20 protein-coding genes are annotated in these 18,661 nt (G+C 48.5%); 7 read left to right on the top strand and 13 right to left on the bottom strand.

The features are described 5' to 3' along the window. Positions 1–195: 195 nt before the first annotated feature. Entirely contained in the window at positions 196–1,752 is a 1,557-nt protein-coding gene (locus ABIC15_RS12590) for a BCCT family transporter (protein WP_214767062.1), read from the top strand. A 79-nt stretch (positions 1,753–1,831) separates the two neighbouring features. Further along, on the top strand, positions 1,832–2,674 hold the full coding sequence (locus tag ABIC15_RS12585) for a metallophosphoesterase (RefSeq protein ID WP_354020862.1): 843 nt from the start codon (positions 1,832–1,834) through the stop codon (positions 2,672–2,674). A 47-nt stretch (positions 2,675–2,721) separates the two neighbouring features. Here ABIC15_RS12585 and ABIC15_RS12580 read toward each other — a convergent pair whose 3' ends face one another. Both ABIC15_RS12580 and ABIC15_RS12575 read right to left on the bottom strand, forming a co-directional pair. Beyond that, a complete protein-coding gene (locus ABIC15_RS12580; RefSeq protein WP_012369156.1) occupies positions 2,722–3,216 on the bottom strand; it encodes a YwhD family protein in 495 nt (164 codons plus the stop codon). A gap of 70 nt (positions 3,217–3,286) precedes the next feature. Continuing rightward, complete coding sequence (locus ABIC15_RS12575; RefSeq protein ID WP_012369155.1) at positions 3,287–3,814, bottom strand: hypothetical protein; 528 nt, start codon at positions 3,812–3,814, stop codon at positions 3,287–3,289. Between the two features lie 168 nt (positions 3,815–3,982). On the opposite strand from ABIC15_RS12575, the gene ABIC15_RS12570 reads away from it, so the two are divergent. Continuing rightward, positions 3,983–4,168 carry a 2-hydroxymuconate tautomerase gene (locus ABIC15_RS12570; protein ID WP_114597147.1) on the top strand — a complete coding sequence of 62 codons (186 nt, stop codon included), beginning with the start codon at positions 3,983–3,985 and terminating at the stop codon, positions 4,166–4,168. A gap of 75 nt (positions 4,169–4,243) precedes the next feature. After that, the gene (locus ABIC15_RS12565) at positions 4,244–4,873 is read left to right on the top strand and encodes an NAD(P)-dependent oxidoreductase (RefSeq protein ID WP_354020861.1); all 630 of its coding nucleotides are present in this window, start codon (positions 4,244–4,246) and stop codon (positions 4,871–4,873) included. 84 nt (positions 4,874–4,957) lie between these two features. On the opposite strand, the gene ABIC15_RS12560 is transcribed toward ABIC15_RS12565, so the two are convergent. The 3 genes from ABIC15_RS12560 to ABIC15_RS12550 all read right to left on the bottom strand — a co-directional run bounded on the left by ABIC15_RS12560 (position 4,958) and on the right by ABIC15_RS12550 (position 8,413). Beyond that, the gene (locus tag ABIC15_RS12560; protein WP_318091227.1) at positions 4,958–6,136 is read right to left on the bottom strand and encodes a NupC/NupG family nucleoside CNT transporter; all 1,179 of its coding nucleotides are present in this window, start codon (positions 6,134–6,136) and stop codon (positions 4,958–4,960) included. 124 nt (positions 6,137–6,260) lie between these two features. Further along, positions 6,261–7,112: a phosphotransferase family protein gene (locus ABIC15_RS12555; RefSeq protein ID WP_354020860.1), complete on the bottom strand. Its 852-nt coding sequence runs from the start codon at positions 7,110–7,112 to the stop codon at positions 6,261–6,263. After that, the gene (locus ABIC15_RS12550) at positions 7,109–8,413 is read right to left on the bottom strand and encodes an HD domain-containing protein (protein ID WP_290829185.1); all 1,305 of its coding nucleotides are present in this window, start codon (positions 8,411–8,413) and stop codon (positions 7,109–7,111) included. The genes ABIC15_RS12555 and ABIC15_RS12550 overlap by 4 nt, the downstream gene beginning before the upstream one ends. Positions 8,414–8,568: 155 nt before the next feature. On the opposite strand from ABIC15_RS12550, the gene lipL reads away from it, so the two are divergent. Both lipL and ABIC15_RS12540 read left to right on the top strand, forming a co-directional pair. Next, entirely contained in the window at positions 8,569–9,390 is an 822-nt protein-coding gene (gene lipL / locus ABIC15_RS12545) for an octanoyl-[GcvH]:protein N-octanoyltransferase (protein WP_131503267.1), read from the top strand. 17 nt (positions 9,391–9,407) lie between these two features. Next, positions 9,408–10,256: a DegV family protein gene (locus ABIC15_RS12540; protein ID WP_214855769.1), complete on the top strand. Its 849-nt coding sequence runs from the start codon at positions 9,408–9,410 to the stop codon at positions 10,254–10,256. A 90-nt stretch (positions 10,257–10,346) separates the two neighbouring features. On the opposite strand, the gene ABIC15_RS12535 is transcribed toward ABIC15_RS12540, so the two are convergent. From ABIC15_RS12535 to ABIC15_RS12500, 8 genes are all read right to left on the bottom strand, one after another. Continuing rightward, the gene (locus ABIC15_RS12535; protein WP_131973403.1) at positions 10,347–10,757 is read right to left on the bottom strand and encodes a hypothetical protein; all 411 of its coding nucleotides are present in this window, start codon (positions 10,755–10,757) and stop codon (positions 10,347–10,349) included. Beyond that, positions 10,754–12,277, bottom strand: coding sequence for a flotillin lipid rafts scaffold protein FloT (locus ABIC15_RS12530; RefSeq protein ID WP_131973404.1), 1,524 nt, complete (start codon positions 12,275–12,277; stop codon positions 10,754–10,756). Before ABIC15_RS12530 ends, ABIC15_RS12535 begins: the two co-directional genes overlap by 4 nt. After that, positions 12,274–12,795, bottom strand: coding sequence for an NfeD family protein (locus tag ABIC15_RS12525; RefSeq protein WP_131503264.1), 522 nt, complete (start codon positions 12,793–12,795; stop codon positions 12,274–12,276). The genes ABIC15_RS12530 and ABIC15_RS12525 overlap by 4 nt, the downstream gene beginning before the upstream one ends. Then, a complete protein-coding gene (locus ABIC15_RS12520; protein ID WP_131503263.1) occupies positions 12,785–13,036 on the bottom strand; it encodes a hypothetical protein in 252 nt (83 codons plus the stop codon). The genes ABIC15_RS12525 and ABIC15_RS12520 overlap by 11 nt, the downstream gene beginning before the upstream one ends. A 165-nt stretch (positions 13,037–13,201) precedes the next feature. Further along, positions 13,202–14,401 carry a Bcr/CflA family multidrug efflux MFS transporter gene (locus ABIC15_RS12515; RefSeq protein ID WP_354020859.1) on the bottom strand — a complete coding sequence of 400 codons (1,200 nt, stop codon included), beginning with the start codon at positions 14,399–14,401 and terminating at the stop codon, positions 13,202–13,204. A 16-nt stretch (positions 14,402–14,417) separates the two neighbouring features. Next, complete coding sequence (locus ABIC15_RS12510; protein WP_012369143.1) at positions 14,418–15,551, bottom strand: YfbR-like 5'-deoxynucleotidase; 1,134 nt, start codon at positions 15,549–15,551, stop codon at positions 14,418–14,420. A gap of 59 nt (positions 15,552–15,610) precedes the next feature. Beyond that, a complete protein-coding gene (locus ABIC15_RS12505; protein WP_012369142.1) occupies positions 15,611–16,366 on the bottom strand; it encodes a TerC family protein in 756 nt (251 codons plus the stop codon). Positions 16,367–16,519: 153 nt separating this feature from the next. Further along, positions 16,520–17,377 (bottom strand): TerC family protein, encoded by an 858-nt coding sequence (locus ABIC15_RS12500; protein ID WP_354020857.1) that lies wholly within the window; start codon positions 17,375–17,377, stop codon positions 16,520–16,522. Between the two features lie 310 nt (positions 17,378–17,687). On the opposite strand from ABIC15_RS12500, the gene folE2 reads away from it, so the two are divergent. Next, on the top strand, positions 17,688–18,593 hold the full coding sequence (gene folE2 / locus ABIC15_RS12495) for a GTP cyclohydrolase FolE2 (RefSeq protein WP_012369140.1): 906 nt from the start codon (positions 17,688–17,690) through the stop codon (positions 18,591–18,593). Positions 18,594–18,661: the final 68 nt, after the last annotated feature.

Below are 18,661 nucleotides of genomic sequence, written 5' to 3'. Positions count from 1 at the left end.
AGATTACAACGCTTTGTTTCTTGACCCCTTCCTTCCCATCATTACCCATTTTCGTTTGCCAGTCCGCTCCAACTTTGTTACGGTTAGAACTTGCGTGATAAGGTTTTGTTTTCAAATGACACGGGTATTACTAATGTCGTTGTCTAAAAGAGTTACAAAACTACATGTAAAATTCGAAAGAAGGTGTTGATCACGATGGAAAATAAACGAAAAAGTAAAATTACAAATGTCTTTATCATCTCTGTCATTTTCTGTGTGCTCTTTACCATATGGGGAATCTTGCCTGAATCACTCATTGGTGCCGCAAATCTCGGAAATGTCACAGGCATCGCCCAAAGCTTTGTTTCGAACGGCTTCGGCTGGCTTTATCTTTTTGGTATGAGTGCCTTTTTATTAATTGCTATCTTTCTCATTTTTTCCCGTTTCGGCTCAATCCGACTCGGTAAAGATTCCGATCGTCCGGAATACGGTTTAATTTCCTGGTTCGCGATGCTGTTCAGTGCCGGTATGGGGATTGGTTTAGTCTTTTGGGGTGTCTCAGAACCACTGACCCATTTTCATACCCCCCCGGTCGCGACAAACGACCTGACAGATGCTGCTCCACTCGCCATGCGTTATTCCTTTTTCCACTGGGGTCTGCATCCGTGGGCACTCTATGCGGTCGTCGCCCTCGCCATCGCTTACTCGACGTTCCGTAAAGGACGTCCGGCCACAATCGGTGATACCGTTGCTTCCCTGATGAAACCGAAGTACGAAGCGGCCGGTAAAGGAACGGTTGAAGTACTTGCCATCGTCGCAACTGCATTTGGTGTTGCCACGTCACTCGGTCTCGGAGCCCAACAAATTTCAGGTGGACTTCACTTCCTTGTCGACGGCATCCCGAACTCCTTCATGACCCAATTAATCATCATTTTAGTCGTATCCGTCCTCTATATGATGAGTGCCGCTTCCGGTCTTGATAAAGGAATCGTCCGCTTGAGCAACGCCAATATTGTCTTGGCGATCCTCTTGATGGTTGGGGTTCTGTTCCTCGGACCGTTCAGCTTCATCATGGATCTGTTTGTTCAAACGACAGGTGCTTACTTGCAAAACCTACCGACAATGAGCTTCCGGGCGTCAGCCTTCAATCCCGATGAACGAGGATGGATCAATGACTGGACAATCTTCTACTGGGCATGGTGGATTTCCTGGTCGCCGTTCGTCGGAACGTTCATCGCCCGTGTCTCAAAAGGACGGACGATTCGTGAGTTCGTTCTTGGTATCATGCTCGTACCGACGATTTTCGGTTTACTGTGGTTCTCCGTTTTCGGTGGATCCGCGATCTGGAACGAACTGTTCAATAATGTTGATCTCATTTCAACGGTCAACGAAAAAGGGGTCGAAACCGGTATGTTCGCCTTGTTCGAAACATTCGGTGGTCTCGGAACATTCCTCAGTATCATTGCTGTCTTCTTGATCACGACGTTCTTCATCACGTCTGCCGACTCCGCGACATATGTCCTTGGGATGTTATCTTCCGGCGGTAGTCTGTTGCCGAGTCTCCGCATCAAGTTGACTTGGGGAATCATCCAGTCATCGATTGCAGCTGTTCTCCTGTACTCAGGTGGACTCAGCGCCTTGCAGGCCGCAGCCGTTCTTGCCGCCTTCCCGTTCATCTTCGTCGTCGGGATGATGGTCATTGCCCTGTTCATGGATCTGTCCAATGAACCGGACGCTGCGAAATCAGCCGACGAGTTGAAAAAAGAAGCCTAACTGCAGTCAGACCCCGTCTTCCGTCATGCGGAAGTCAGGGTCTTTTTGGTATGCTGAATATAAGAAAAGGGGTGAGGACTTGCGCGTCAAGAAAAAATGGTTTATTCCCATCGGCATTCTCGCTCTCAGCAGCTGGTTTTTGTACCGGGAAAATAATCAAATCGACACGACGGCAGTAACGGTTCAATCGGATAAATTACCTGCCGCGTTTAATGACTATAAGATTTTACAGATTGCCGATTTGCATGGTAAATCCTTTGGTTCCCGTCAAAAGGTTCTTTTGAAAAAAGTGAATAAACTGCAGCCGGATGTCATCTTAATGACGGGTGACTTGATTGATTCCAGACGAAACGGAGAAGAAGAAGCCCTCCTGCTGATGAAACAACTGACACCGGACTATCCGGTTTATTTCGTGACAGGCAATCATGAAGTCCGTCTGAATTTGACGATTTTACCGAAGCTTGAACGACTTGGTGTCACCGTTCTTCGCAATACGTCCGTTCCGCTTGAACGAGACGGTCAGTTCATTGAGTTGCTTGGAATTGACGATCCGACGACGACCCGTTGGAGTGAAGGACTGCAGGAGCCGGACGGCATCCGTCAAAGTCTCGATCAAGCCCAGTCGACTGCCGAGACCCGTTCCTTCCAGCTGTTGATGGCGCACCGTCCGGAATATTTGCCGTTATATGCGGAACGCAAGGTGGACCTCGTATTATCCGGTCATGCCCACGGCGGACAGATCCGCCTGCCGTTCACGGACGGGATGTATGCCCCCGGTCAAGGGTTTTTCCCTGACCTGACCGCCGGACAACATACGATGGAGAACACACGGCTGATCATCAGCCGCGGTCTCGGTAACAGTTTATTTCCGTTCCGGATCTTTAATCATCCCGAGTTGATCGTCGTGACGTTACGTACATGATTCATAAAAAAAGTGCCGACTCTTTTACAGAGTCGGCACTTTTATTTTTAAGCGAGTGCTTCATGTAATTCCGGCTCGGCATTTTCCCACATCTCCGGTTTATGTGTCTGCAGGAAGTCACGCAATAAGTGTTTCGACGTTTCGTCCATATGATCGACGACAATCCGTCCTTTTAAAGATTTATCCATCTTATTGACATGATCCGCCAAGATCTTAAAGCCGCGACGTGCTTCGACATCGACTAACAGGTCACACGCTGCGACGCCGCCGTAATAAAATCCTTCCGGTTTCCGGCCGACCGTCACCCAAACGATCCAGTACAGCTTTCCGTTTGGTGAATCCGCCTTGTCCGTCGTGAATTTAATCCGTTTCTCGATGGCTGCTTTCGCATGCATCGCACCCATATCGATATAGGCTTCACCGTCTTCCGGTGAGATGATGACCGGTGACATGCTGTTCAGACTAAGTGTTCCGACACCAAATCCACCATGCCCGTCCGTTGAGTTATCTGAAATGATATTGAAGTTAATTTTCTTTTCCATCGTTTACTTGTCCCCTTTTACTACTGTTGCTTCTATCATACCGCATCCAACAGTCGGTGCAAGCCTTCGTTTACCGTTTGAGTATCTCGAGCTGCTCCCGGGTGACACGACGGATCGTTGGTAACCGCAGACATTCGAGGGACGTGAGCTCTTCGTGAGCGGGTGGATTCAGCTCTTCCAGTTGCACCAATGCCCGGTCATACAATGTTTGCGAGGCACGACCGAACAGAACAATCCGCTCCAGTGATGAACATTTCGAACGAATCGCCCGTAATTGCTTGGCCAGTTCCCGAATCCGCTCTGCCAACTCGTCTTCGATGTCAGTTGTCGGTTTACGATTTTGAAAAATCGGTTTGAAGCGGTCCTCATCCCGAAGCAACGTCAACATCCCGTAGCGTTTTGCTTCTTCATTTCCGACAAGCGCTGCCAATTCCTTATCCGTTACGAGCCGTCCAAACGGAATATTTTGATCAAACAAAACATCTGCGACTTCGAGACCTTTTGCGCCTGATAACGGGTATGTGTTGTCTTCTGGTAAAGCGCGGTCAAAAATCAGTAGCGTATGGATTTTTTTACGAATCACCGGTTCCATTTCCATGCTCTCACCTCATCCTCATCATTTCTTAAGTACCTACTTCTTGCTTCCGACAGACTACTCCTGTTCTATACCCATCTTTTCCAATTTCCATGTGCGGTTTGACGGAACCCGGGTGACGTACGGTATACTGATGGCGTATTGTACTTATGCTAAGAGGAGGAATTTCACATGCCTTACGTTACAGTCAAAATGTTATCGGGACGCACAGTGGAACAAAAACGTGCATTGATTGAAAAAGTCACAGCGGCCGTTTCTGAATCCGTTGATGCGCCAAAAGAAAATATCACGGTTTTTATTGAAGAGATGGAGAAAACCGATTACGGTCAAGCCGGCGTCATGTTCGCTGATAAATGAACACTTTTCAGGAGGAACGATCTAACCCATCGTTCCTCCTGTTCCATATACGTATCACAGAAAGGATGAAGCATCATGGCAACAGTAAGCATACTTGGCGCAACAGGACGTACAGGACGCCCTTTACTGGATTTATTACTAGAGAAAGGTCATGACGTCCGGGCCCTCGTTCGATCGGAACAGCATGGACTGCCGGACCATCCCCAATTGACAATCCTTCAAGGGGATGCAACGGATGCAGACGATCTCGGACAGGTTATCGAAGGAACGACTGCCGTCTTCAGTTGTTTAGGAACGGATCAAAAACAAATTCTGTCCGTTGCGGTTCCCCACCTCATCATCAAGATGAAGGAACAACAAATCGAACGAATCGTGTTCGTCGGAACAGCCGGCATCCTCGATGCTTCGGAAGAACCGGGAAAATACCGGTTCCAGGCGAGTGAATCCCGTCGCCGCTCGACGATTGCGGCAGAAGACCATCTGAAAGCCTACTTGACGTTAAAGGATGCGGATGTCGACTATACGATCATTTGCCCGACACAACTCGTTGAAGAAGATGCAATCGAGGACGTCTTGATTGAATCCAATCGATTCACGCATGAAACCGGACCGATTCCAAGAATGAATGTCGCCCGCTTTGCTTACGAAGTGTACGCCGAAGGACTGTTCCATCGTGAACGGGTCGGTATTGCTTCCCGTGGTTAAAAACAGCTTAAACAAAGAAGGACCCGATTCGAAATCGGGTCCTTCTTTGTTTTACGCCATGACAAGTCTGTCATTTGCATGCGATTAAAGTAAGATACTGACGACGATTGCCGTCAAGACGCTGACAAGTGTTGCGCCGTAAAGCAGTTTCAAGCCGAAGCTCGCTGCAACACTTCCTTGACGATCGTCGAGTCCTTTGACAGCACCCGCGATGATCCCGATCGACGAGAAGTTCGCGAATGAAATCAGGAAGACCGAAACGATTCCAAGTGTCCGTGCTGAGAATTCTTTTGCATATTCAGGCAGGCTGAGCATCGCGACGAATTCGTTTGTAATCAATTTCGTTGCCATGACACTACCTGCACTGACCGCTTCTGCCCATGGAATCCCCATGATGAAAGCAAACGGTGCGAAGATATAACCGAGAATATCCTGGAATGAGATGCCGAGCACCATCAGGAAGATATCGTTGACCATTCCGATCAAGGCATTGTACCCGATCAACATCGCTCCGACGATGATGGCGACTTTGAATCCATCCATGATGTATTCGCCGAGCATTTCGAAGAACGTTTGTTTTTCTTCGACGATTTCCAAAATGTCTTCCTTTGGATCGACTGTATACGGGTTGATGATTGAAACGATCATGAATCCACCAAACAGGTTCAAGACGATTGCTGTAACGACATATTTCGGTTCGACCATCGTCATGTATGCTCCAACGATTGACATCGATACCGTCGACATCGCCGACGCACACAATGTGTATAGACGTTGCGGCGGTAATTTACCGATTTGTTTTTTAACAGTGATGAAGACTTCCGATTGACCGATGGCTGCTGATGCTACGGCATTATATGACTCGAGTTGTCCCATTCCGTTGATTTTCGAAAGAACAAATCCGATTCCGCGCATCAAGAGCGGTAAGATTTTCGTGAACTGTAAAATCCCGATCAGAGCCGAGATGAAAACGATTGGTAACAGGACGTTGATGAAGAATGGCTGTGCACCTTCGTTCGCTAATCCGCCGAAGACGAAGTTGATTCCGATTGCGGCATAACTAAGCAATTTTTCAAAGACTTGAGCGACACCTTTAATGACGATATATCCGAACGACGTATTCAAGAGGATGTATCCAAGTACAAGCTGAAGTACTAGCATGACCGCAAGCGGTTTCAATTTGATGCCTTTACGGTTGCTGCTGACAAGGTATGCCAAACCGAACACGATGACAAGTCCTAGTAGTGCGATTAAATATTTCACGAACTATCCCTCAATCCATAGTTTATTTTATCAGTTGTACATAAGTACGAGGTCTGACGTTCAATCTCTTTCCCAAGTACTAGAATAATCAACATTCGGAAGAACTGCAAGGGGTAAAGTTCATTTAGTAACCGCTTTCGTCATTTTCATAAACTTTCAATACAATGTTTTCCATCCGTTCCCGAACATTGCCCTGACTGATGTTCGTCTTCCCATATGCTTTCCAACCGGCATAAACATCGACGGTGTCCGGTTCAAAATCAAAAACAGCGGTTAAATCCCATTTTCGATCGTACGAAAATCCACTGCAGGCAATATATTCTGCTAAAAATTGATCGGCTGCTTCGATCGATTCAAGCAATGCCAGATTCAATCGGCAATGGGCGACGTCGACTTCAATGGGTCCGATACAGGCGTTAATCCAGTCGACTACGTTATACTTTTCAGCTGATTCGTATAACACATTGACCGGATGGAAATCACGGTGAATGAACCGGATTTGCTGACTCGCGGACGGTGGTTCTGCCGCGGCCCGTCGCCAGACGTCTTTTCGGACTCCCCACGAAGGAACCGTTCGTTTCGTCGCGTACGGTGCATACCGATACCGGTCTTCCGGGACCGGCAATCGGTGAATCGCAGCTAACGTTTTTGCCAGTTGTTTGAGATAGGTTCGATTTAAGGGCTCAAGCCGGACCTCTCCCGGTACACGCGTCATTTGAATCCAGGGCGGTATCTCCCCTTCCCACGTCATTTGATAATGTTCGACATCCGGACCGAGACTTCCGTTCGCCTGTAACGCAAAGACCTCGTGCGCGACGAGGTCCGGTTCCTGTTTAAGCCAGGTAGCATTGGTATGAATTCGAAAAACGCTATCGCCCGCTCGGAATACGTACGAGGAAGTCGCTCCCTTTAAGGGAATAACCGGTTCCCCTTCCAAGCCGACTCGCCGCAAAATCGTTGCGATGATCTCATTCATACGTCTTCTCCGAGTAACAATTGATCGATTTGCATCTTCTCATTCGCAAATTCCCGTAAATCATGCAGAATTTCTTGCGGATAAAACAACTTTTCATCCGTTTGCCGTGAATTGGCAATCGCTTGAACAAGCGGTGAAACTTGCGAAATCTCTTTCATCTGACCATTTTTCATTTGCAGCATGATCGGTTGTTTACTGATTTCCCCGTTATCACCGTATAAGTCGTACGGCAGACGGCTGAGCTTGTCTTCGAGCAGATAATAAGTGGGATCGAGCCCGATTTTTTCAAATAACGTACAGAGTTTCTCGTGGACACGGGCACGTTTTTCTGCCGGATAATCGACGTATTTGAATAATTTCCGGTCAACGAACCGTCGTGCCAGATCACTTAACACCGCATCCTCTTCTTCCGCCCACTGTTGGAAGTAGAAATAGACGATGGTTTCGTCGAGAGCCAGATAATTTTTTAAAGACATCCGCTTCGTAAAGAGCGGACTTAAATGAACCGGATCAATCGTAAACGCGTACCCGCTCGTATACAGTTCTTTTGCCCGTTCAAGAATCGCTTTTAATAAATAGTCGCTCGACCGTGTGACCGGATGGAGATAGACCTGCCAGTACATCTGATAACGACGCATGATGTAGTCTTCGATTGAATGCATCCCGGATTGCTTGACGACCATCTGATTCGGTGCCGGACGCAGGACACGCAGCATCCGTTCGAGGTCAAACTTTCCGTAGCTGACACCGGCAAAATGGGCATCCCGCAATAAGTAATCCATCCGGTCGACATCAAGTTGGGAACTAATCATCGTCACGAGCAATTGATTCGGATGCGTTTTATTGATGATCGAGGCGACTTCTTCCGCAAACCCTTCCCCGACTTGATCGAGGACCTGTTTGATTTCCGTATCCCCGAGAATGATCCGTTCCGTCCATTCTTCATGATCGACACCAAAGACGTTTTCGAAAGCATGGGAGAACGGTCCGTGCCCGACGTCGTGTAACAGGGCCGCGACCAATGTCAGCTCCCGGTACTGGTCGTCCCAGTCCGCCCGGCCGTTAAAGACGTCAATCAGTTGCCGGGTAATCTCATATACACCAAGCGAATGATGGAACCGTGTATGCTCCGCTCCATGAAATGTCAAAAATGACGTTCCCAGTTGTTTGATCCGGCGCAAACGCTGAAATTCCTTCGTTCCAATCAATTGCCAGATCAATTGATCGCTGACATAGATGTAGCGATGAACGGGATCTTTGAATACTTTCGTTTCCTTTAGTTGTCCCAGTGACTGATACATACACTCTCTCCTTTAATGGCTCGTTCTCTGTCGTTATAGTTCATAGTTCGGTTTGAAACGGTCCGTTCCTGTTGCTTCACTGGCTTCTTATTAAAAAGTTTGCACTGCCGTATGCTATAATAATGTCGCAAATCTAGAAAAAAAGGAACGAGCCTATGGGAATCGAACTCTTAAAACAAGAACATTATCGTATTTTTGATCAAACGTCACTCGGAAACACCTTTCATGCGACACAATCGTTTGCAATGGACGATACTTTATGCGCCTCCGTCGCTACAGAGGGTGCCGCCATCCGCTCCTGGGTCCACCATGAAACGGTTGTCCTTGGGATTCAAGATGCGCGTCTCCCTCATCTCGATGATGGAATCGACGTCTTACACGCCCATGGTTTTCAACCGGTCATACGCAATTCCGGCGGGCTGGCCGTCGTGCTCGATGCCGGTGTCCTGAACATCTCGCTTGTCCTCCCGGAACGCGGTGGAATCGATATCGACAGCGGCTATGAAGCAATGCTCGCCCTTGTCCGGCAGATGTTCGCCGAAGAAACCGATGCCATCGTCGCCGGTGAGGTCGTCGGATCATATTGCCCCGGATCCTATGATTTATCGATTGCCGGCAAAAAGTTCGCCGGTATTTCACAGCGGCGTGTCCGCGGAGGCGTCGCGGTTCAAATTTACCTCTGCGTGAACGGCAGTGGCAGTGCCCGGGCGCAACTTGTCCGTGATTTTTACGCTGCCGCCCTACAAGGAGAAGCGACCAAGTTCGTGTATCCGACAGTCGTTCCCGAAACAATGGCCTCTTTGGAAGAGCTGTTGCAACTCCCCTTCACGGTCGAAGACTGCTTGGTACGTGTTTACCGCTCCTTGATGGAACTTGGCGCGACACTCACACCGTCCGTCTTGAGCGAGGTCGAGAACGAACGCTTCGGTGTAAACCTGGGTCGGATGTTGGATCGAAATGAAAAAGTCCTAGGTTGATAAAGGAGAGAACGAACATGGTACGTTTTATTACTGACAGCGGTGCTGATGCACCTAAAGAATTACTAGACGCTTACGGCTTCACCGTCATGCCGTTCGGCGTGTTGATTGACGAAGAGACATTTTTCGACGGCGAATCGATTTCACCGGTCGAATTATATGAAAAAATGCGGAACGGGGCGGCACCAAAGACGTTTCAAGTAGAAGTGTCACGGATGGTCGAAGTCTTTACAGAACACTTTAAACAAGGTGAATCGTTCATCTATCTGGCTTTCTCAAGCGAACTATCCGGTACGTATCAAACCGCAACGATGCTTGCAGCAGAACTTGCTGAAACGTATCCGGATGTCCCCTATGCCATCATCAACACGAAAACAGCCTCGACCGGTCAAGGACTGTTCGTGTTAGATGTCGCTGAATTTGCGAAAACCCATTCGTTTGAGGAAACAAAAGCGTATGCCGAACAAAAAATCAATACCGTCCGTCATTTGTTTACTGTCGAATCGCTCGAATACCTGATGCGGGGCGGCCGTGTTTCGCGGGCCAGTGCTTTCATCGGTGGTTTACTGTCGATTCTTCCACTTTTGACGGTCGAAGACGGGAAACTGATTCCAAAAGAAAAGATCCGCGGTCAGAAAAAAGTCATGAACCGGATTGTCGAATGGATGGAAGAAGCACGTCCATCCATTGATGGACACCGGATCATCATCGGTCATGGCGATTCAATCGAACGGGCGGAACAACTGAAACAGTTGATTGAATCCCAATTCTCACCGAGTGAAATCCTGATCACAGTCGCTGGAGCCGCGATCGGTTCTCACACCGGTCCCGGATTAATCGTCATCGGTTATGATTTACCGGCCTGATTCATCATTAAAAAATCCGAATGTCCCCACCTCTTCTTATTGACAGAGGGATGGGAGCATTCGGATTTTTTGTTACCTGGTACAATCGTTTTATTCGGTTAGTCCTGTTGGAGTCCGTTCTTTTCCCGGCTCAAAAAGTCCGAGCAACAAAAAGCGGAACATGACATACACAAACAAGAGCAATGTCACCCATTCAAATAATAAATAACCAACGCCTTGAAGCGATAACCCCGACCGGATTTCATTCCACCAGTAAGGGATATCTGTCGTCAACAGACCGAACAGACCGGCCGCCGCCGCTTCCGCGCGCGTCAGCGGATGGCGGAGCGAGTACGAGACACGTTTTACATTAAAGATTGAGTTAAACCCGCCCTCTGATGTATAGCCTTTATACAGCCCGAACGCCACACCGAGCGCTACAAGGACGAGTGTCGAAAGCGGGAAAACAAGATTCACCGCGACCAGTAAAAGCAACGCTGTCAAGACAACGTTCGGTTTCATTCAGACTTCGTTCCCGACGTCACCGGTTCCCCTTGATTTAAGTTGACCGTCAACGGTTTCGCCGTTCCTTTACCCGAGAAGTTTTCAATCAAGTCTTTCACGTCGATGCCGGATGATGCTTTAAGTGTTTCCTGCAACGAAGCCATCAAATCGGTGGCATATCCGGTCACCCGGTTTGCTCCGCCGCCCTCGCCGCTCCCTGTATCAACGACTGTAATCTTGTCGATGTTGCCGAGTGGTGCTGCGACCTGTTTCGCATATTCCGGCATCATCCGGACGACCATGTCGAGAATCGCCGCTTGTCCGAACTGTTCGAATGCTTGCGCGATCTTTTCTTTCGCTTCCGCTTCCGCGAGACCTTTCAGACGGATGATATCCGCTTCCGTCTCCCCTTGCGCCCGTTCGGCTTCCGCTTTCGCCAGACCATCGAGACGAATCCGTTCGGCGTCGGCTTTCGCAGAGGCTTCAATCCGGTATTTCGTCGCATCGGCTTCCGCATATTGTTTCGCCCGGTCGGCCTGGGCCGCCTGCTCGATGGAGTAACGGTCCGCGTCAGCTCGTTTTTTCACTTCCGCATCGTATTGTTTCTCACGGCGGAGAATTTCGCGTTCTTCGAGTTCAATTTGTTTCTGACGTTCGATGATTTTGATTTGCATTTGTTGTTCCGTGACTTCCTGCTGAGCGCGGGCATTCTCAAGATCATACGCTTGGTCGGCTTTTGCTTTCGCGATATCCTGCTCACGGCGGTAATCGGCCATCTTCAGTTGATTTTCTTTTTCCGCTTCCGCAATTTCCGTTGCCCGTTCGAGTTCAGCTTTTTTCGCATCTTTTGAGGCTTCTGCCCGTTTAATCCGTGTTTCTTTTTCTGCATCGGCTGTTGCGATATCGGCATCGCGGCGGACCTGGGCAATGCGGGGTTTCCCGAGTGATTCCAAATAACCGTTCTTATCGCGGACGTCTTTGATCGTAAACGATACGATGATCAGTCCCATTTTCGCTAAATCCTGTGACGCGACCCGTTGGACTTCCTGCGAAAACTTATCACGGTTTTTGTAAATCTCTTCAACTGTCATCGAACCGAGGATTGACCGTAAGTGCCCTTCAAGGACTTCCCGTGCTTCGCCTTCGCGGTCTTCTTTTGATTTCCCGAGAAATTGTTCGGCTGCCGTCGCGATTTCCGAAATCGAGCTGCCGATTTTGATGATGGCTGTCCCGTCTGCCATGACCGGAACACCCTGCTCTGTATAGACTTCCGGTGTCGTCACTTCGAGCTTGCTCGACAGCAGACTGAGCGGGGATGCTTGTTGAAAGACAGGTAAGATAAACGCTCCGCCGCCACGGATGATTTTGACCCGGTTGCCGGATTCATCAGTGTTGACGGTCGGACTGTTCCCGAGATAACTCCCGGACACGATCAACGCTTCTTCCGGTCCGACTGTGCGGTACTTTGTGACGAATAAGGCGATCAGCGCTAAAATCAGTGCGCCGGCTATGATTGCTACAATAATAATCGGATTCATGAAAACATCTCCTCTTTCCACTGCGTAGGATAGGTCATGACATGCGCCACGCCTTGTTTAATTTCAATGATGATGACTTTTGTTCCTTGTGCCAGAGCCGGACCTTCAAAAAGAACGGCGGATTTGGCAATCCGTCCTGACACATCATCGACGAGAATTTCACCGTAGCCGTCCTCCGGAATCGGGAGGATGACGATGGCACTGCGTCCTTCAAGCGTCTGTTCCGAAAAACTGATGGATTGCTCCGCTTTCGCAAGCGGTACAAAAATGAATAAATGCAACAAAGACGTCAAGATGAGACTGATACCGGCACTGATCAGCAAAATAACGAGCGAACCAAGTGACGTCAGATGCTCGAGTCCAAATCCAAAAGCAGATGTCAAAATGACAAAGGACAGGATTAACGTCGGATGAAAGATTTGATCAATACCGGGAATCAAGTCTGAAAAAACGACAGACAGTAAAACACCACAGGCCGCAGCGGCAAGGGCATACAGATAAAGCGTACTAACGTCCATCTTCGGTCACCTCGATAAACGGATTCGATCCGTACAGTTGCCGGTAAGCTTGAAGGTACGCATGACGATTTTCTTCATATAACAATTCGGCTAATTCTTTTTCCCGTGGACTGTCTGCTTCCTGACATCTGCGGGCATACTTTTTTTGTGCCGCGTAATGCCGCGCCAATAAACTCTCCAGTGTCCTCTGATTCTTCGGTTCAGATACCGGCCGTGTATCCGAAAGAGATCGTTTTTTCATCCGCCTGCTCCTCTCTTCTGTGCTGAGCTCCTCTTTATTTACGGTTTATTTTTGGAAATAGTTTCAAAATCCACTGATTTTTTCTGACAGCATTTCTTCCAATACAGTCTTCAACAAAAAAACCGATTTCCTCAAAAAGGAATCGGCTTCATTGAATGCATCTTTTTATTGATTTCTTCGGACAATCAGTAAGGTATACACGAGCAATGCCAGACAATCAAGTGTCATGATGATCAAGCCCATCGGTAACGCCGACTCTTCCCCCATCACGCCGACAAGCGGTGAGACAAGTGAGCCGACAAGCATCGGTAACAAACCGAGCAACGCGGACGCACTTCCTGCTGTCGAACCATAATTCTGCATTGCCAAGGTAAAACCGAGCGTCGAAATCATCCCGACACTCGAGACGACGAAGAACAGCGGAATCATGACGAGAATCAAGGAATCGGATAACGTCAGGGCAAGAAACAGACAGATTCCGGCCATAGCGACGACTGTCAAGGCAATCCGCATCATCTTTTCACTGTCGACGCGTCCGGCCAACCGTCCGGCGGTTTGTGCTGCCAAAATGATTCCGATGCCGTTCAGACCAAACAGGAAACTGAATTGTTGCGGGCTTGCGCCGTAGATGTTTTGTAAGACGAACGGTGAACCGGAAATATAAGCGAACATCGCGCCCATTGCAAAGGCTTGGGCAAAGGCATACCCGATGAAGGTCCGGTCCGATAACAGCCGTCCAAACGTTTGGAACGTCGTCTTCAAATTCCCTTCAACTCGGTGATGGACAGGCAGGGTTTCCGGCAAGCGGAATGCAACGGCAATCAGCATTAACGTACTTAAGACGGCCAGCAGATAAAAGACGATACGCCAATCGCCGAACCGTAAAATCTGTCCGCCGATGATCGGTGCCAGAATCGGTGCCGTTCCGTTGACCAGTGATAATGCCGCAAAAAACTTCGTCAGTTCGGGTCCTTCGAATAAATCGCGGACAATCGCCCGTGAAATGACGATCCCCGATGCACCGGCTGCGCCTTGGACAAACCGCAGTGCAATCAGCACTTCAATCGTTGGCGCAAAGGCACAGGCAAGTGATGCCAGTAAATACGCAGATAACGCCAGGAGCAACGGACGTTTCCGTCCCCGGACATCACTGAGCGGACCGACGCTGATCTGCCCGAGTGCCATCCCGAGCATACAGGCCGTCAAGCTGAGTTGAATCGAGGAAGCACTGGCGCCAAATGAACGCGACATATCGGGAAATGCCGGTAAATACATGTCAATCGACAGTGGACCGAGTGCGGCGAGTGATCCTAAAATCAGGATTAGAGTCAATCGTTTCGTTTGAATCGGTGAAGTGTTCGTCATGATTTTCCTCCTTTATTTAAGATGTCACATAATCCAAATCGTGCAAGACATACGCCAGGAAAAAGACGACGGATGGATTTTCATAGACCGTTTGGACTTTCTTCAACTGCGCCCGGTAACCGGTCTCATATTCCACACCATTCAATTTCCGTTCCATATTCATCTTGATCAACGCATCGAGCTTATCGACGACATCAACCATCTGTCCTTCGTACGTCTCGTCTTTCGCTTCGACGACGAACCGATGAAATTCTTTTCGCATTGAAGACGGCAACAGATTAATCAACGCTTCGCCTTCCGTTCGCTCATAGGCTTCAAAAGCCGCTGCCGTGACCGGCGTCGCATGCTTGACGGGACCGAGGACATCGCCTGTTGTCCCTTCAACCAGGTCATGACACAACAGACGCGATACGACTTCTGCCGTATTGATGTTGACTCCGTACTTTTTGGACTCAATCAAGCCGTTGAACAATCCGAGTGACGCCGCACGAAACGCATGGGTTGCATCATTGTCGTCAATCGTATTGAAGCGCCCTTTCCAGCGGCGGATCGTATCCATCATCAAGACGTTATCGATGAAACGCGACATATCATCTTTTGCCCAAACTGATGCGGTTAACGTCCGGATGGCAGGCGACGGATGGATTTCGAGTGCCGCTTTGAGCTCATTCGTCTTCGCAAGGAAAAATGCGGATCCCGTTACTTCCGCTTCCCTCTTCGCAAACAACATCGCATCAAATGTATCAATCGCTTCGACAAGCTGTCCTTCCGGCGAGTCGTCTTCTGCGAACACCAGATAATTCGTAAAATCCGGTTGAAGGGACTTCGACAGCAACGCTACGAGTTTTTCACTCGCCTGCCGCTCCATCGCCTGGATGTGCGCATGCAAGGTCGGTTCTTTTTTTGTCCGGTGTTTAATCGGTCCTGTGATGACCTCATTCATATCGTGGAACAGGGCTTTCCCGAGTAACGTCAACCGATCGTATTTGATGTCTGTCGCCTCTTCTTCAAGATAACTCGCCATCAAACTGAATAACGCGACGCGGAAGCTGTGACTTGCCGCATTATCTGGAAAACGTGGTGCGTATTCATCCCAGCGCGGGACATTTTGCATCCGTGTCAGCATACGAATAAAATTACCGTTTTGCATTGTCATCTCTCCTCATAAAAAACGGACAGAGGAATGATGACCCTGTCCGTTTCGAATTATTATTTGTCTGTTTTCGGACCGCTTCTGAACCAACCGAGTACTAAAATCAAGGCGAGGACGACCCAGAAAATCGTCTGCCAAAGCGTACTTTCCGGAAATTCATGCGGTAAGACGTGAATCGACGGATGCGCAAGCGTCATAACGACCAACTTGACGCCGACCCAGGCAACAAGCCAAAAGGCCGCTTCTTCGATACCTGGTCGTTTTTGTAACAAGACAACAAACCAGCTGGCAAAGTAACGCATGATGACAAGTCCGATGATTCCGCTGAAGAAGACAACCCAGAATTGTCCTGTGTTCAAACCGCCAATTGTTCCGCCAATCATCGGTAACGTCGTTGCCATCGCAACGGCTGCAAGCGTTGAATCGACCGCAAACGCCAAGTCGGAGAATTCGACTTTGACGACTGTCCACCAGAAATTCGGTGATGCTTTTTTAGCAGAAGCGGACTCCGGAATCTGATGTTTGTTCGAACGGGCTTCGACAATCCCCTTGAACGCCACATAGAACAGATAAATTGCGCCGAGCGCCTGCAACTCCCAAATCGTCGCTAAGTACGACGCAAAGAAAATCGCGACGAAACGCAGGACAAGTGCTCCGATCAATCCATAAAACAGTGCTTTTTTACGTTGATCGTCCGGTAACGGACGCACGAGAACAGCCATGACCATGGCGTTATCGGCTGACAGCAGACCTTGTAAGATGATTAAAACAAGTCCAACCGTCGCATACTGTGTAATTAATCCAATATCCATAAAAACGAATCCCCTTTTTGTTCAGTAAGTTTATTATAAGGCCGCTTATCTAAAAGCAAAAGACTGAACACTTGAATCTGACTGTTCTTTTTACCCAAACTTCCGGATGATTAGACAAAAAAAGACTCCCCCGGAAGGAGAGCCTGATGAAGATTACAGATTTTTTTCGACTTTCTTTTCAGCATCGGGATTTGATTTCGTCTTTGGAGAAGAGAACCAGCCCCAAAGTGCGAGACCCACCATGACGGTCCAGAAGAAGATTTGCCACGGTGTGCTGTGTGCGAATCCTTCTGGAAGTTTCAATGCTTCGAAAATCGTGCCTTCGATTGATGAATGGTATTTCGGGTGTTCGAGTGCGAGAACCGCAAGTTTTACACCGACCCAGGCAACGATGGCGAATGCTGCTGTTTCAAGACCCGGACGTTCCGCCAGTAACTTAACGAAGACGCGGGCTGCAAAACGCATCAGGACGACACCCATCAGTCCACCTGTCAAAATGACGACGAAGTGACCGGTGTTCAAGCCACCAATTTCACCTGTTCCCCAGTTTGGGAGCGCAACGGCAAGTGCGACGGCTGCCAAAATCGAGTCGACGGCAAACGCGAGGTCAGCGAATTCAATCTTCGCGACTGTTTTCCAAAATTCGGCTCTGGAAACCGGCTCATCTGATTTCGGTTCTGCGTCGAGTTCATTTTCCGCACCATGATTCTCACCGATTCGCCGGGCTTTGATTGTCTTATAAATATGCCGGAGTCCCATAATTAACAGGTAGGCGGCACCAAGTGCTTGGATCTGCCAGATATCGACGAGGAATGAGATTGCGAACAATGCTGCAAATCGAAGAACGAATGCTCCTGCTAATCCATAAAATAAAGCCTTTTTCTGCTGCTCGCCCGGTAAATGTTTTACCATGACGGCCAAGACGAGTGCGTTATCTGCCGAAAGGAGTCCTTCTAACGCGATTAAGACGAGGACAACCCAGGCATATTGAAGTACTAACTGCCAATCCATCTACTTCATTCCTTCCTGTTTACGATTTTTCATTGAAAATCAATTTTCATTAGATACGTCATTTACACGTTCACATGAACACATACTATATGATAATATACCCGATTGCAAGCAAGTTATACCTGTAAATACGTAAACTGTTTCTTCCGAGTCTTGTAAGTTTTGTTTTTAGGAAGGTTCGTGATAAAATTCATAGCAACGATACGTCGCGACAACACATTCACGGAATCACCAGACTTGCTCGTCTCTAGCATTCCTGTCATGTTATTACTACTTGCACTACTACAAAAGGACAAAGGGGCCGATACGAATGTCTACCTACCCGGTTACACTGCCAACCAAAGAAGAGCGCCACAAGCTGTTTGGCTCTGTTCCTCCTATTAAAGGAACGAAGCCGACTGAAAAAGATAAAATGATCGACTTGCAGAACACACCGAAGAACTTCCTCTTCGCACTCGATGCTGTAGGAATCTCAAACGTCAAACACCCGGTCGTCATTCAAGACGGCGAAACAACACAAGCAACGATTGCGACATTTGAACTTTCGACTTCACTTGTCCAGGACCGTAAAGGGATCAATATGAGCCGTTTGACGGAACAACTGGATCAGTACCACAACGAAGGTTGGGTCGTCACAAACGAATCACTCATCCAATTCGCCCGCGAACTGGCGGAGCGCATGGAACAATCCGAAGGACAACTGACAATCCGTTACCCATGGTTCTTCACACGCAAAGCGCCGGCAACAGGACTCAGCGGATTGATGAACGCGGAAGTCTGGCAGACGGTCAGCGTCAACACAGAAACAAACGAAGCAACTTTATCAGTCGGTCTGACAATCAACGTCACGACACTCTGCCCATGTTCAAAAGAAATCAGCGAATACAGTGCACATAACCAACGCGGTTACGTGACAATGGAAGCTTCATTACGCGATGAAGCCGATGATTTCAACTGGAAACAGGAACTTCTTGATGCAGCGGAATCCAATGCATCAGCACCTCTGCACCCGGTCCTGAAACGTCCGGATGAGAAGCGTGTTACAGAGATGGCTTATGAAAACCCGCGTTTCGTAGAAGATATGGTGCGCTTAATCGCTGCCGACCTTTACGAAATGGACCCGATTGCATCGTTCTTCGTCGAATGCCGTAACGAAGAAACGATTCACCAGCATGATGCGATCGCTCGAATTACATTCGATAAAGATGCTCAATAATAACTAACGAAACTCCAGACGATCTTCGGATCGGTTGGAGTTTTTTTCGTTGTCCTCCTTTTCGGTAA

The organism is Exiguobacterium sp. PvP048 (genome assembly GCF_040549175.1).
Classification (GTDB): domain Bacteria; phylum Bacillota; class Bacilli; order Exiguobacteriales; family Exiguobacteriaceae; genus Exiguobacterium_A; species Exiguobacterium_A artemiae.
Note: the sequence above shows the minus strand (reverse complement) of the source record. Positions and strands in the feature narration are given on the sequence as shown.

Bases quoted from the DNA above. Each gene is read 5' to 3' on its own strand.
- ABIC15_RS12590 (WP_214767062.1), top strand. From the start codon at position 196: ATGGAAAATAAACGAAAAAGTAAAATTACAAATGTCTTTATCATCTCT.
- ABIC15_RS12565 (WP_354020861.1), top strand. From the start codon at position 4,244: ATGGCAACAGTAAGCATACTTGGCGCAACAGGACGTACAGGACGCCCT.
- ABIC15_RS12500 (WP_354020857.1), bottom strand. From the start codon at position 17,377: ATGGATTGGCAGTTAGTACTTCAATATGCCTGGGTTGTCCTCGTCTTA.
- ABIC15_RS12555 (WP_354020860.1), bottom strand. From the start codon at position 7,112: ATGAATGAGATCATCGCAACGATTTTGCGGCGAGTCGGCTTGGAAGGG.
- ABIC15_RS12580 (WP_012369156.1), bottom strand. From the start codon at position 3,216: ATGGAAAAGAAAATTAACTTCAATATCATTTCAGATAACTCAACGGAC.
- ABIC15_RS12520 (WP_131503263.1), bottom strand. From the start codon at position 13,036: ATGAAAAAACGATCTCTTTCGGATACACGGCCGGTATCTGAACCGAAG.
- ABIC15_RS12530 (WP_131973404.1), bottom strand. From the start codon at position 12,277: ATGAATCCGATTATTATTGTAGCAATCATAGCCGGCGCACTGATTTTA.
- ABIC15_RS12550 (WP_290829185.1), bottom strand. From the start codon at position 8,413: ATGTATCAGTCACTGGGACAACTAAAGGAAACGAAAGTATTCAAAGAT.
- ABIC15_RS12535 (WP_131973403.1), bottom strand. From the start codon at position 10,757: ATGAAACCGAACGTTGTCTTGACAGCGTTGCTTTTACTGGTCGCGGTG.
- lipL (WP_131503267.1), top strand. From the start codon at position 8,569: ATGGGAATCGAACTCTTAAAACAAGAACATTATCGTATTTTTGATCAA.
- ABIC15_RS12510 (WP_012369143.1), bottom strand. From the start codon at position 15,551: ATGCAAAACGGTAATTTTATTCGTATGCTGACACGGATGCAAAATGTC.
- folE2 (WP_012369140.1), top strand. From the start codon at position 17,688: ATGTCTACCTACCCGGTTACACTGCCAACCAAAGAAGAGCGCCACAAG.
- ABIC15_RS12575 (WP_012369155.1), bottom strand. From the start codon at position 3,814: ATGGAAATGGAACCGGTGATTCGTAAAAAAATCCATACGCTACTGATT.
- ABIC15_RS12570 (WP_114597147.1), top strand. From the start codon at position 3,983: ATGCCTTACGTTACAGTCAAAATGTTATCGGGACGCACAGTGGAACAA.
- ABIC15_RS12515 (WP_354020859.1), bottom strand. From the start codon at position 14,401: ATGACGAACACTTCACCGATTCAAACGAAACGATTGACTCTAATCCTG.
- ABIC15_RS12505 (WP_012369142.1), bottom strand. From the start codon at position 16,366: ATGGATATTGGATTAATTACACAGTATGCGACGGTTGGACTTGTTTTA.
- ABIC15_RS12525 (WP_131503264.1), bottom strand. From the start codon at position 12,795: ATGGACGTTAGTACGCTTTATCTGTATGCCCTTGCCGCTGCGGCCTGT.
- ABIC15_RS12540 (WP_214855769.1), top strand. From the start codon at position 9,408: ATGGTACGTTTTATTACTGACAGCGGTGCTGATGCACCTAAAGAATTA.